This window comes from Enterobacter sp. BNK-29, from assembly GCF_048684785.1.
In the GTDB taxonomy this organism is placed as follows: Bacteria; Pseudomonadota; Gammaproteobacteria; order Enterobacterales; family Enterobacteriaceae; genus Enterobacter; species Enterobacter cloacae_M.
Genome location: NZ_JBLQTU010000004.1, coordinates 157768 through 169894, shown reverse-complemented (window position 1 = coordinate 169894; position 12127 = coordinate 157768). Strand labels below are relative to the sequence as shown.

Here is a 12127-nt window from a genome sequence, read left to right as displayed (position 1 = left end):
ATTCTCACCCATTCGAGGTCGCTATGTCTGCTACAAATGCCATTAATAACGCACTGATCGTGACGGCTCATCCTGTCGACAATTCGTTATCCCATTCGCTGGCAGCCCGTATTGCCGGGAAATTACGCGAGCAAGGTAAGCAGGTTGAGATTGCCGATCTGCATGCTGAAGGGTTTAATCCGGCGATGACCCGCGCCGATCTCGATTTGTATCACGGCGATCCGAGCGCCCTTCCCGAAGATATTCTGCGCGAGCAGCAGCGCGTCGAGCGAGCGGATATGCTGGTGTTTGTTTTCCCCGTGTACTGGTGGTCGGTCCCCGCGCTGTTGAAAGGCTGGTTCGATCGCGTATTAACCCTGAACTGGGCGTATAAGGTGGCCGATGACGGCCGGATTGTGGGCAACTTACGCGATGTTCCCGTCCGCCTGATTGCCACCGGCGGCAGCGATCTCAGCGGATTCGACAAACACGGCTACTCGACGGCGATTCAGACGCAGATAATCGAAGGCGTGTTTGGCTTCTGCGGGCTGAAGAACGTTAAGCTCGATATCCTTTACCAGGCAGACACGGCGACGCCTGAGCAGGTGGAGGAGTTCCTGAAGGGGCTAGAGGGCCTTAAATAATCCCGGCTATTCAGTCAGCAAAGGCGTGCACGGCAGGTTACGAGCCTTTGCTGACAGCTTCCTGCCGCTTGATCGTACCCCTACTCAAGTTGGTGTCTTGAAGCAATGAGTTAAGCAACGCTATAACTAACGTGATAATTCCGCATATAGCGCAATGAATAAACAAAGGTCATTCCATGTATCAGTCAGTTCAGCCAACAACCACCCTCACCACCACCGGCACTTTCGGCGGCGTGAGCGTATCTGTAGCGAACTACTGACAAACAGAACCTCAATCCCCGCCTAACTGGACGGGGAAATACCTCTCCGTTCACCGCCCTCTGAATGGAGAAAGAAAATGATTTCTGACAATGCTCTCTTAATTATCGACATGCAGCAGGGCCTCTTCCGGGGCCCGGTCTCACCCTGTTCCGCCGATGCCGTTCTGGCAAATATCCGTTTGTTAATAGCCAACGCGCGGCACGCGCAGGTACCCGTCTTTTTTGCCCGCCATGTTGGACCAGACGACTCGCCCTTTTCAGCGCAGGGGCCGTTGACGCAGCTGATACCCGAGCTGGACGTGAAGGAGCAGGATGTTGTTTTCACCAAGCTCCATCCCAGCTGTTTTCGGGATACCGAATTGCTGCGTGAACTTAATCAGAGAGGCATCAAACAGCTGGTCATTGCCGGGATGAAAACAGAATTTTGTGTCGACACCACCTGCCGGGCCGCGCCGGAGCTGGGCTTCAGGACGATATTGATTTCAGATGCGCATACCACAATGGATAACGCACATTTATCCGCCACTGACATCATTGCGCATCACATCAGCACGCTGGCCGGCCCGTTCGTGATGCTGTCGACTGCCAGCGGCTGGCATTTTAATACGGTCAGTTGAGTTGGCGGGATCGTCTCTCTCTATCCCGGCGCGCCTTTCCACGCGTCGGGAAAAGTAGAGAAAATTACAGGGTAAAACCTCCGTCACCCACCTGCGCCTGGGCGTACCATTTCATCAGCTCCGCGGTACCGGGCGCGTTCTCAGCCGGTGACCATGGAGCGGTATCGTGCTCCGGAACAGGCTGATAGCCGCCGTGTTTCACCTCGAAAATGACGCCGCCTTTATCCAGCGACAGCACGGCATGCCAGGTACCGGCATCCATCTCCAGCACTTTGCAGTCTTCACCTAACACCACGCGCTGGGTCACGTTACCGCTGTCATCAAAATTCAACACCAGAAAGCGACCGCTCAGAGCCGTCAGCAGTTCAAACGTGTGCGGGTGGCGATGAGGGCGAACATAGGTCCCAGGCTCCATCGCGATAGCCAGGCGTTGCACCGGGTCGCTCAGCTCGGGATGTAAATTGCGGTGCGCGCGCAAGCGAGGAGAATTGGCAGCCTGCTCGCTTTGTTGCTGCATGTCACTGAACGTAATTTGTTTCATATACACCTTTGTGAATGGAGTCAGCGGACGGCAACCCGATTGCCGCAAGACGTTATACCATTCTGGACGCTCGATGAGCGATGGCGTTTGTGAAACAAAACGCTGCATCGGTTTCGCATGCTCTGTTACAACGCGCTCAAAGCAGCGAGATGGACTCATCCAGCCAGTCGGGGAGATGTTCTCTGTACCAGCTCAGGTAGAGCTTAAAATCACTTTTTTTCCTTTCGTGCAGAAGTAACACGACTTCAGTGACAATCCATGCTTTAGCAAGAGCGATTTCTCTGGCTAATCTGCCTGCGACCGAATGCGTGGCAAAAACACGGTAGCGCTCGGCAAGTTGTAAAATGCTTTGTTTTGAGCCCATCCCCTGAACCAGCGGAGCAAGGTCGATAGCCGGACTGCCGGTACCGAATCTTTCCCAGTCGAAAAGGATCACATCGCCGTTTTCTCTTCTGCCCCAGTTACCCACATTGGTATCACCAGAAATTAAACATTCCTGACTAAACAAAACGCTACTCCCTTGCTGAAAACACCGCATCTGCCGCTCAGCCCGGACGGGTAATTCCAGAAGAGACAGAGATTTTTCTAGCGCTGACTCAGACCAGGTATGGGTGTGATAAATCCATGCGGGGTCGGCAGGATAATCGTGTAGACGTGAAAGTCGTTTCAGAATGTCGTCACCTGCAGCCTCATTCTGGGAGATCTTATGAGGAATATATTCAAGCGTCAGGCTGCGTAGGTGTGGATCGGCGTGAAACAGTCGTGGGGATTCAACAACGCCACTGAGTGGTTCCGCCGCATGTTCATAAAAGCCGTATTCAACCTCACTAACAGGGTATTTTTCTATTACCTGATTGCCATGGTGATCTACAATCAGATGGACTTTTGCCGCGCCCATCTTGGACAAGTTTTCGCCAGTCATACCATCCTCATGCCACTGGTCCGGGGCATAAGTATAGAGGATCATGATGCAATAGTTTGAAAAGAACGCATTGAACAATAAGGAATTTTTGGTAGTGTTGTATGAGCAAGTGGTTATGTAGCGATACACACTGCTAAACAAGAGCAGTGATAACTCTAATGAAGCATTAATATGATTTTAATTTGAGTAAATAAATCTGATTTCTTACTCTCAAGCTTAAGAGATACACAGTTATAAAAAAGGAATATAAATGAACTTACCAGATAAGATCACTGCAACAACTAATATAATCAGTTCGATTGCAAACACGGCCATGGCTCTAGCTGCAGTTTATGCGGCAATCAAGGCGAAAAATTTCTTCAAAGCTAAGTTTCAGGAAGTTATTTTTGAGGAGTGCGCGAAACTTACAGAAACATTTAAAGAAATTGAAAGTCATAAATTTATATTTTCCCTGGCGTTCCCATTCCGACTTGCTGAACCTGTGAATCAATGGTCAGATCACCCTGACTTCATGAAAAAAGTCAAAGGTGCAGTTGAATGGAGCATCATGTTCCAAGATTGCCTTAAAAAGGCATTTAATGACATACAAACTGCAAGCTCTACAATCCAACTCCATAACGGAAAAATCAATAAAAAAGCACAACACCAAATCGACGAACTACTGGAGTTACTTTATCACATTTACTCTTTAATGGATGATTATCATTACTGCACAATAAAACTTTTTAAAATTGACATTGAAAGAAGCTTCGCTAGTGAATATATGTTCCATGATTTAGAAAGCATAGACTTCCATACAAAATATGAAACACTCGACAAACACTTAGCTTATAAAGTAGGCAACATAAAAGACTTGTACGAAAGAATATTGCTTAAAATACTCCAACTCAAAGAAATATACGCATCAGGTAAATTGGCAAAATAAAAAAGATAGAGACGTACAGTCTCTTTGCGCTTTTCCCTGGCATAGTTATCAAACCAGGAATCGATAGCGTTCTTCACAGTTACTGGAGTGAGCAGGTTCTCTTTGGTGAGTTTGTTCTCTATCCGTGGATCGAGTCCTTGAGGAATGTCTGAAGAAATAAACAAAGCTCACAGTGCCACTCATCTGACGCTGACGGACAGTCCCCGTCCATCGGCCACCATCTTTTGACGCGGCAGCGGTTTACCATGTAAGGCTTTTAACACCTTGTCACTTAATTTGTTCTCGCCCGCCATATCACCTCATTCTGCACTACACAGTGCAATACACACTCAACTGCAACGCCGAAAACAGTAAAAAGGGATGCAAATAACATTCCTTTTTCTTCATAATTAACAATAAGTTAATGAATGAGTCCAGTTCCTCATGCGTACCCATGAGGTAGTGTGAAGAATAATGGATCATCATCCCACATTGAGTAAAACTCACATTGACTTCCACTATTTATCGTTTTTCAAACGTAACCGCATTGAAATACCATCCCTTCATCCTTGGTATATTGCTGACCAGAAATTGATAACAAAATTCAAATAATATATATATGGAGCCCCTATGACACTCGATGTTTTATTTCATCTAATGAAAACGATCTCACCTGAAAAAAACACCGCCGGTGAAAATATACATGCGCTCATTACGTTACTTTTGTCAGATAGCGATCGCGCTGAGGCGCTATCGCCTTTCATCCATCGACTGCACCTTCTCTCTTTCGCCCAAAGCAATCCGGGTAACGCCGAAGAGTTGCTCTCAGCGCATTTACCAAAAGAGGATGGGCTCCTTCCGCTGCTGGACTTTGCGGACTGGCCAAAGGTGCGTTACGCCGCCTCAGGCGAAGCTCAGACGCGTGAATCGCAGGAGTATTTCCGTGACATGACCTCGGCTGCCAATCTGTTACGCACTGCGCTGATCGACGCCGAGCGAGCAAAGGGAACGCCTGCGCTTTATATTCTGGATAAATTACTTAGCCTGAACAGCGCATTGCCGGAAAGATATAAAAAGATGGCGAATATTCCCTACGCATAAATACGCTCAATCTGCGGAATATCCCACAATTAATATTCCGCTATTTATTAAACCCGATTTTCATTGTAATCAAGGCAGACGATATTCAAAGAAGGTACTACCGGCGCGTTAAGGTTAAGCCACGCCAGCAACCGTTCAATACTCTGTCTTCTGAGCGAGTTTTTCGGCCAGACGAGGTAATAGCCATCGCCGGTTGCGATAGCTTCCCTGAAGGGCAGCGCGAGCAGGCCGCTTTTCAGCGCGTCGAGCGTGAGGCGGAGATCGGCTATCGCCACGCCGTGACCGTGCATGGCAGCCAGACTTCCCTGCTCCAGGGTGTCGAATACTATCCCTCGACTTACGTCGAGTCCGGGGAATGACCCCGTTCTTTTCAGCCAGCGCTTCCAGTCCCGTCTGTCCTGAGAGGGATGAATTAGCTCGCACTGCGCAAGCTGATGCCGGGCAGATTCAAGCAACGACGGGGTACAAACCGGAATGAGCCATTCACTGAAGAGCAGCCTGCTTTCCGTTGACTCGCCGAAATAGCCATTACCGAGGAGGATCGCACAATCGTAGGGCTCACGGCTGAAGTCAACGGTGTCGAAGTCCATCCAGACGCTGGCAATTTCAATTTTTGGCTTCGCGTGGTTCTCGCGAAAGGATTTAAGCACATTCAGCAGCCACCGCATCGTCAGGGTGCTGGGGGCTTTGAGGCGCAGAAGGTGGTTTTCGCTTCTGAATGCGCGACAGGCCCACTCAATATTCGAGAAACTTTCGCTGAGCTGTCCGGCCAGAATACGTCCGGCATCACTGACCTCCACTCGCGGCCCCTGGCGTTTAAAGAGCTCACAGTCGAACCACATTTCAAGCGTCCTGACATGCCTGCTGACCGCGCCAGGCGTGATATTCAGTGCTTCAGCCGCTTTGCTGAAGGAGTTCAGCCGCGCGGCAACTTCAAAAGCGCGCAGCGCATACAGTGGCGGTAAAGACATACGTTCCCTTTCTGTGAGGTTTAGCTATGCAGTGTTTGTATTATCGGCAGTCAGTGACTTGTCGTTCAGGTCCTCAGACGGGAACGTCATCAGCAGCTCCCTGAGGAGGGACTCAAGCTGCGCGCGCTGCGCGTCAGACAAGTTGCTCAGCAGCGCATTTTGCGTTTGTGTATGCACGATCAGCGCCTGTTCGATACGCTCCTGCCCCTGCGGCGTCAGGCTTACGAGGGTGCTGCGCTTGTCATCCGGATCGGCAATTCGCCTGATAAGCCCTTGCTGTTCGAGATGGCTGAGCCGGTTCGTCATCGCCCCTGAGGTTACCAACAGCGATTTATAGAGCTGCGTGGGTGAAAGGCAGTACGGCTCACCGGCGCGACGCAGCGTGGCGAGCACGTCAAACTCGCCCTCGCGAAAACCAAACTGCGCCATCGCCTCCGCCCATTCTTTTCCCAGATGCTTCATCAGGCGGAGCATTCGGCCAAAAATTTTCATCGACGAGGCGTCCAGCTCCGGCATAGCGCGGCTCCACTGGCCGACAACGAAGTCTACATGGTCTTGCATTTTCACCCCTGATGGCGTGCGAATTTATCCTGTTGTGCGGTACATCTTACGCAAAAACGCATTTTATCTTAACGTTAAGATAAATGCTCGTGGCAATTTGCCCTGGCCATTCACAACCGAAAAGGACTCCATGTTGAAACGCACGTCGCCTTTACTCTTCGCCGTTATCGCTTTTATCGTCGGGCTGAACCTGCGCCCCATTCTGGCTTCTGTCGGACCGCTGTTTTCCGTGCTGCAGCGCGAAGCGGGACTGACCGCTACACAATTCAGCCTGCTGACCACCCTGCCGGTCGCGATGATGGGGCTTGCCGCCCTGTGTGGCCCCTGGCTTTTAGCCCGAGTCGGCGCCGTTCGGGGCATTATGCTCGCGCTCTTTATCCTGCTTGCGGCCTGTTTGCTGCGCGGTTTTAGCGCCTCGCCGGAGAGCCTTATGGGCACCGCGTTACTGGGCGGGGCCAGCATAGGCACGATCCAGGCGTTAATGCCTGCCCTGATAAAAAAGGAATATACGCAAACGGCCAGCACGGTGATGTCGCTCTTCAGCACGGGCATTATGGCCGGAGCGGCAGTCGCCGCCGCCAGCGCAGAGCCGATGTTCTCATGGCTCACGCTGAAGCCCGCGCTGGCAATGGCCGGGCTGTTAGCGCTGCTTGCGCTGATACTGTGGTTAACCCTGGTTAAGCATCCTCAGGAGGAAAAAACAGCCCACGAAACCGTTACGCTCTCGTCCTCTCGCACAGGGCTACTGTTGCTCTTTTTCGGCGTGGGAACGGGCGCCTACACGCTGGTATTGGCCTGGCTGCCCCCGCTTTACATTCAGGCGGGATGGTCCGCACGCAGCAGCGGCTACATGCTGGCCTGGCTGACGTTAACCGAGGTTGTCGCCGGGTTTGCCGTCTCCGCGCTGATCGGTAAATTCCCCGATCGTCGCGTTCCGCTGATCGCCGTATTGCTGTTGCTGCTGGCGGGATTACTGTGTCTGGTCTTTGCGCCTGGTACGACGCCTGTATTATCCACGCTGCTGCTTGGCACCGGGATCGGCGCCCTCTTCCCGCTGTCGCTCATCGTCACGTTCGATCATGCACGAACGCCCGCGCAGGCCGGAAAGTTGCTGTCTAAAGTTCAGGGTGGCGGATACATGATTGCCGCGCTTATGCCATTAATTGCGGGGATTGTTCGCGACAGTTCGGTCTCGCTGACCAGCGCATGGCTGATCATGAGTGCGGGAGTCGTGCTGCTGATCGTTATCGCGCTGAATTTTAAACCCGTCGTGGACGTGCAGGCACGGTGAACGCGATACCAGAATTGAGGGTCGTATTTGCGCCGATCGTAAGATAAATTCAGTGTGAATTTCACCTCATTCAGGAGTGGGTATGTCGCAGACGTTACCGGAAATTGATGTCTTGTTCGTCGCCGGGTTCGGGCCCATTTCGCGGGATACTGAGTCCAGCACCGCGTTTTATGTCCAGACACTCGGCCTTCCGCTGAAGCCGATGGAGGGGAATACCGAATATCTGCTCACTGAGGAGGGCCAGCTGGAAGGCGTGAAGCATTTCGCCGTCTGGCCGCTCGCACAGGCGGCAGCATCCTGTTTTGGAGAGGAACAGTGGCCAGTTGAGCACCCGATACCGCAGGGATGGGTCGAGTACGAGGTTCAGGATCTGGGCGGGGCTACCCGCGTTCTGAGTGAAAAAGGCTATCGGCTGCTGGTGGCTAACCGCACGGAACCGTGGGGGCAAACCGTCACTCGCCTGCTCAGCCCGGAAGGCTTGCTTACCGGGCTGACGATTACGCCGTGGCTGCGGGGGTAATGGGGTTTTGCGGGACTCGGAATTGTATGGGGAGGTATCCGCTTTGAACGAGGAGCAGACTTTGATAAATACCTTTTAACAAGTCTTAAATTAGCACCCTCTCAGTGTTAACAATCCTTTTTCACTTACTCACGCAAGAGGGTGAAAACACAAAATCAGCCTATTTCTTTTGTATTATATATATATGATCTGAAGGGATGGCAAATGAAACAGTGCCTGTTGCTTTTTTCATTTCAATAACAACATTTCTTCCAAGCCCATCAAACAAAATGGTGATATCTCTGTATTTAGAAAAATCACTCCCAAAAGCACTTTTTTCACCAATCAAACCGTATTCAACAGCATATGTAACATATGGTTCTTTTATATGCACTACCGCCACATCCTTACGAATATTAGCCAATCGCATCGCCCCATCTAATAGCTCTCCTGTAACGCCCCCCACTAATAACGGAAGTGTTAAGAAAATTACGACTAAGAATGGTTGTGTGCTATTTAAATTCCTCAATCTTTTGATATCATCGTCCGTAGGTATTTCCTTGTGCTCAAGTGTAGAAATATCACGATGATTTTGTAAATAAGTACTCCAAATCAAAGCACTACCCCATACACACAATGTTAAAGTCCACAATATTTTTATGTCAAGACGGCTAAACCATATAACAAAAAAAAGACCAAACATGGCAAAAAAGAAAAATTCAATGCGAGCTTTCTCGATAGTAAATGGATGGTACTCAATTTTTTTCCCAGAGAGTTTGTTAAATGCCTTCAACAGTACTAAAAACAACCTTTGAAATCCATGCCACACTGGTCTAAAAACAATACCAAGACTTGTTAAAGACATAATAAAAAAAATATACAAACCACCAAAGGAAATTGCCAGCAATATCAACAACAAACCATCACCGACTGAAGCATCTTGAGGGAAATACCCTATACGCCAGCAGTAAAAAATAAAAACTGCGCCACCAAGTGCAATCCCGGATTTGAAAGACAAATTTAAAAAAGAGTTGATTACTTCAATACCATTATTAAAACTAGTTTTGTTACTCATAGCTTCCTCTTCGGAATAAATTGTAATTTTTCATATGTTACTCCATTAATGCGGAACTGAATAAATAGTTATAACAAGTTTTACCCCCAACACCTATACTCCCAAAGCCTCCACAATCGCCCTCTCCATTTTCTCTGGCGTAGTCGTCGGAGCAAAACGCTTGAGTGGTTTACCGTCGCGGCCGATCAGAAACTTAGTAAAGTTCCACTTGATCCGCTCACCCAGCACGCCGGGCAATTCGTTTTTCAGATAACGAAACAGCGGGTGCGCTGCGCTACCGTTAACCTCTACCTTCTCAAACATCGGGAAACTCACGCCGTAGTTGATGTAACAGGTTTTCGAGATTTCATCGGCGCCGCCGGGTTCCTGTTTGCCGAACTGGTTACAGGGGAAGCCCAGCACCACTAATCCTTGATCGGCGTATTTCTTGTATAGCGCTTCCAGACCAGCATATTGCGGCGTGAAGCCACACTGGCTGGCGGTATTCACGACCAAAACCACCTTTCCCGCATAGTCGGCCATTGAGATAAGCTGCCCATCCAGACGTGTGGCAGTAAGTTGATAAAAGCGAGTCATACTGAAATCCTCAAAGCAGGCCGAAAAGTCGCGGTGACCATCAACAGGGCCGCCGCCGTTTAGAAAGTTTACATTCAGGCAGGCTATTTGTGATACATTCCCGGCGCGCCAATGACCACCACACTCGCTACCAGGTATGCAGAACATAACAAAAAATATTCGCTGGCTTCTGCTTACTCTCCCACTCCTCAGCGGTTGTGGCACGCTCTCACAGATGTCCTCCCCGGAAGGTACTCAGGAACTTCTCACCCATGATTCGCTGGATGGCGACGTTGACAGCGTGGTGCGTCACTACATGGCGCAAAAATCCGTTCCCGGGATGACGGTCGCGGTGATCCATAATCACGGCTCGCCGCAGTTTTACACCTGGGGCGTAACCGATGCGGTCAATCGCTATCCGGTCAGGCCCGACACCCTGTTTGCGCTCGGCTCGCTCAGCAAAGGGATCACGGCGGAAGTGGTGGCTTGTCTGGTGAATGAAGGGCAACTGAACTGGAACGATAACCTGGCAACATTGCTACCTCTAGGGACGCCGCTTAGCGCGGATGCACAAAAAATTACCCTGCTTGAACTGGTAACCCACACATCCGGCCTGCCGCGTCAGAATATGGATGTTCCGATGCTTGGAAAATTCATCAGCTATTTAAGCTCGGGCGAAAATTTCTATAGCGAGCTGGATAGCGATAACGTGCTGCGCTACCTCGCTGACTGGCGGGCGCCAAAGAATAAAGTGCCGCAATATTCCAATACCGGCTACGCCCTGATCGGCTATATCCTTAAGCACAAAACCGGCGAAGATATCCAGAGTTTAGCCTCGCGCTATATTTTCCGTCCGCTGCAAATGGCTAACAGCAGCTTTATTCCCCAGCAGCTAAAAGGATACCCGGAGCGTGCGCTCGGCCATGCGGGCGATCAGCCGAAATTTATCCCGCGCGGGCAGCTCACCCCGGACTGGCATTTTTCCAACAACATGGTGGCGGCAGCGAGCTTATACAGCAACGCCGAAGATCTGGCGACCTATGCCCGCTATCACGTATCGACGACCCACAGTCCCCTGCTGGACAGCGTCTTTGCCGAAGTGAGAAATACCGATATTCAACGTCCCGACGGAGTACAGGGTATTGCCTGGACCACCGACTTTATCGGTCTGGAAAAAATCACCTATCAGGTCGGCTATATCGGCGGTTACTCCAGCTTTATCGGCTATGACAAAGAAAAAGGCAATGCGGTGGTGGTACTGCAAAATACCTTTAACTGGAGTAATTACATTGGCATCGCGCTATTAATGGATATGGCGAAAAAGGACAGCCAGAGCCCTGGCAGCCGCTTTGCGATTAATGGGATTCCAAAACGCGTTTATCAGCAATAGTAGTGAACGCCCGCCGTCAGATTCAGGCCTGATGCGCAAGATCTTCGCGAGTCGGCCCCTGAAAGTAGATAGTACTAATATGGCAACTTCGAGGCTGAGTCAGTACAAAACGAATCGTTTCCCAGATTGACCATCCATTCACCAGACGCTCCCCCATCCTTGATTGATTATCGACATGCGCATCTAAACCGGTCAGTTCAAAATCAGGCGGATATAATCCGGTTACCCGAATGTTTTCTTTAGATAAGTGTTCTGACAGTTTCGTTGTAAAGCCGCTGAGCCCGTGTTTGCTGGCAAAAAAAGCGGGATGGGCAATCGAATCTGTAAAGTTCGGAATACCGCACGCAGAGATAACCGCAATGATGTCTGCACTGTCTGAGCGTCTTAAACCCGGAAGCATTGCCTGGGTTAGCAGGATTGAACCTGTCAGGCCTGAACTGACGGTATTGAAGATTTCTGCGCTCGAATGTTCGTCTATTGTCCCTGACAACCACTGAGCAGCATTCAGAATTAAAATATCGATTGGCCTGTCTGAATGTAAGACCTGCGAAGAAAACTGAGAAATGGATTCCGGCAGGGCTAAATCACAGAGATACCCTTTCGCCTCACCACCTTCAGCCGCGATGAGGCTGCAGGTTTTTTGAATATCCACCGCCCGACGGGCGCTAAAATTCACTTCAACGCCCTCTCGGGCAAGCCAGACGCACAGCGCCTGACCAAATCCCCCGCCGCCACCCGTGATAACAGCTCTTTTACCCCTCAGCATAACTCTGCGTCCTCTGTCGTGATGAGTCTGTATCGAGGATTAATAGCATGA

14 protein-coding genes are annotated in these 12127 nt (G+C 50.3%); 7 read left to right on the top strand and 7 right to left on the bottom strand.

Features of this window, described 5'->3' with window-relative positions:
- Positions 1 to 23: 23 nt before the first annotated feature.
- Positions 24 to 623: an NAD(P)H-dependent oxidoreductase gene (locus ACMGGX_RS20450; RefSeq protein ID WP_223534114.1), complete on the top strand. Its 600-nt coding sequence runs from the start codon at positions 24 to 26 to the stop codon at positions 621 to 623.
- A gap of 337 nt (positions 624 to 960) precedes the next feature.
- Positions 961 to 1500, top strand: a complete 540-nt coding sequence (locus ACMGGX_RS20445) for a cysteine hydrolase family protein (protein ID WP_420298868.1) — start codon at positions 961 to 963, stop codon at positions 1498 to 1500.
- Positions 1501 to 1564: 64 nt separating this feature from the next.
- Here ACMGGX_RS20445 and ACMGGX_RS20440 read toward each other — a convergent pair whose 3' ends face one another.
- Together ACMGGX_RS20440 and ACMGGX_RS20435 are read right to left on the bottom strand one after the other, a co-directional pair.
- Complete coding sequence (locus ACMGGX_RS20440; RefSeq protein WP_420298867.1) at positions 1565 to 2041, bottom strand: WbuC family cupin fold metalloprotein; 477 nt, start codon at positions 2039 to 2041, stop codon at positions 1565 to 1567.
- 136 nt (positions 2042 to 2177) lie between these two features.
- Positions 2178 to 2963: a phosphotransferase family protein gene (locus ACMGGX_RS20435; RefSeq protein WP_348561075.1), complete on the bottom strand. Its 786-nt coding sequence runs from the start codon at positions 2961 to 2963 to the stop codon at positions 2178 to 2180.
- A gap of 250 nt (positions 2964 to 3213) precedes the next feature.
- Between ACMGGX_RS20435 and ACMGGX_RS20430 the strand changes: the two genes are divergently transcribed.
- A complete protein-coding gene (locus tag ACMGGX_RS20430) occupies positions 3214 to 3888 on the top strand; it encodes a hypothetical protein (protein WP_063439944.1) in 675 nt (224 codons plus the stop codon).
- A gap of 609 nt (positions 3889 to 4497) precedes the next feature.
- Positions 4498 to 4968, top strand: coding sequence for a hypothetical protein (locus ACMGGX_RS20425; protein ID WP_420298866.1), 471 nt, complete (start codon positions 4498 to 4500; stop codon positions 4966 to 4968).
- A gap of 47 nt (positions 4969 to 5015) precedes the next feature.
- Here the strand turns inward: ACMGGX_RS20425 and ACMGGX_RS20420 are convergent, their stop codons facing one another.
- Both ACMGGX_RS20420 and ACMGGX_RS20415 read right to left on the bottom strand, forming a co-directional pair.
- Positions 5016 to 5939, bottom strand: a complete 924-nt coding sequence (locus tag ACMGGX_RS20420; RefSeq protein WP_420298865.1) for a LysR substrate-binding domain-containing protein — start codon at positions 5937 to 5939, stop codon at positions 5016 to 5018.
- A 24-nt stretch (positions 5940 to 5963) separates the two neighbouring features.
- Positions 5964 to 6500 carry a MarR family transcriptional regulator gene (locus ACMGGX_RS20415; RefSeq protein ID WP_348561072.1) on the bottom strand — a complete coding sequence of 179 codons (537 nt, stop codon included), beginning with the start codon at positions 6498 to 6500 and terminating at the stop codon, positions 5964 to 5966.
- Positions 6501 to 6630: 130 nt separating this feature from the next.
- On the opposite strand from ACMGGX_RS20415, the gene ACMGGX_RS20410 reads away from it, so the two are divergent.
- Complete coding sequence (locus tag ACMGGX_RS20410; RefSeq protein ID WP_420298864.1) at positions 6631 to 7791, top strand: MFS transporter; 1161 nt, start codon at positions 6631 to 6633, stop codon at positions 7789 to 7791.
- An 82-nt stretch (positions 7792 to 7873) separates the two neighbouring features.
- Positions 7874 to 8311, top strand: a complete 438-nt coding sequence (locus tag ACMGGX_RS20405; RefSeq protein ID WP_348561070.1) for a VOC family protein — start codon at positions 7874 to 7876, stop codon at positions 8309 to 8311.
- A 160-nt stretch (positions 8312 to 8471) separates the two neighbouring features.
- On the opposite strand, the gene ACMGGX_RS20400 is transcribed toward ACMGGX_RS20405, so the two are convergent.
- Together ACMGGX_RS20400 and ACMGGX_RS20395 are read right to left on the bottom strand one after the other, a co-directional pair.
- Positions 8472 to 9365, bottom strand: coding sequence for a hypothetical protein (locus ACMGGX_RS20400; protein ID WP_420298863.1), 894 nt, complete (start codon positions 9363 to 9365; stop codon positions 8472 to 8474).
- 93 nt (positions 9366 to 9458) lie between these two features.
- Positions 9459 to 9941, bottom strand: coding sequence for a glutathione peroxidase (locus ACMGGX_RS20395; RefSeq protein ID WP_420298862.1), 483 nt, complete (start codon positions 9939 to 9941; stop codon positions 9459 to 9461).
- Positions 9942 to 10077: 136 nt separating this feature from the next.
- Here ACMGGX_RS20395 and ACMGGX_RS20390 point away from each other — a divergent pair, with 136 nt between their 5' ends.
- On the top strand, positions 10078 to 11310 hold the full coding sequence (locus ACMGGX_RS20390; protein WP_420298861.1) for a serine hydrolase domain-containing protein: 1233 nt from the start codon (positions 10078 to 10080) through the stop codon (positions 11308 to 11310).
- 22 nt (positions 11311 to 11332) lie between these two features.
- On the opposite strand, the gene ACMGGX_RS20385 is transcribed toward ACMGGX_RS20390, so the two are convergent.
- Positions 11333 to 12076: an SDR family oxidoreductase gene (locus ACMGGX_RS20385; RefSeq protein ID WP_420298860.1), complete on the bottom strand. Its 744-nt coding sequence runs from the start codon at positions 12074 to 12076 to the stop codon at positions 11333 to 11335.
- Between the last annotated feature and the right edge of the window lie 51 nt (positions 12077 to 12127).